General features: G+C 44.8%; 1 protein-coding gene. It reads right to left on the bottom strand.

Features of this window, described 5'->3' with window-relative positions:
• The coding region (locus P5674_RS25730; RefSeq protein ID WP_315670477.1) for a reverse transcriptase N-terminal domain-containing protein at positions 1 to 467 on the bottom strand (467 nt) is incomplete at its 3' end.
• Between the last annotated feature and the right edge of the window lie 76 nt (positions 468 to 543).

Genomic DNA, 543 nt, shown 5'->3' with positions numbered 1-543 from the left:
TATCTCGATTCCCATTCAGGTTCGAGAGCCGACTTAACCAAGGCTTGCCTTGCTCTATCTTGGATTGTGGGTATGCCTAGTGGGCGTTTTTCATCCCTACCAGGTTTTGGAATCCACACCCTTCGCAGTGGTTTTGCTTTGAGGTTTCCCTTAATGTTTTTGACAATTTCTAACCTTTGTCTTGGAGAGATTGCTCTTACTCCATCAACCCCGGCTGTTTTCTTGCCTTGATTATCTTGGGTCACTCGCCGCACTGCTAAGAGCCGGGCATAATACGATTTCACCAATAGACGTTGCAACCTTCGTGCCTTTGCGTCTTGTCCCGATTTAGCTGCTTGAAATATACTCTTTTGGAGCTTGAAAACTTTCCGTTGAACCTTAGTCCATGGGATTGCCTTCCATGCGTTGTTCGTAGTCTTGATTGGTTTGGGTTTACCAAATCCTTTCTTTAAACTCGCTATCGCCATTTTGACTCTTATTAGACTCTATTCTTACAATCAAACCGTGACCTGTTAGCATATCCCTACCATTACAGCAGGGCGT

It is taken from the genome of Limnospira sp. PMC 289.06, from assembly GCF_032350395.1.
In the GTDB taxonomy this organism is placed as follows: domain Bacteria; phylum Cyanobacteriota; class Cyanobacteriia; order Cyanobacteriales; family Microcoleaceae; genus Limnospira; species Limnospira platensis.
The sequence above is the reverse complement of the archived record's forward strand: the minus strand, read 5'-3'. Positions and strand labels throughout refer to the sequence as shown.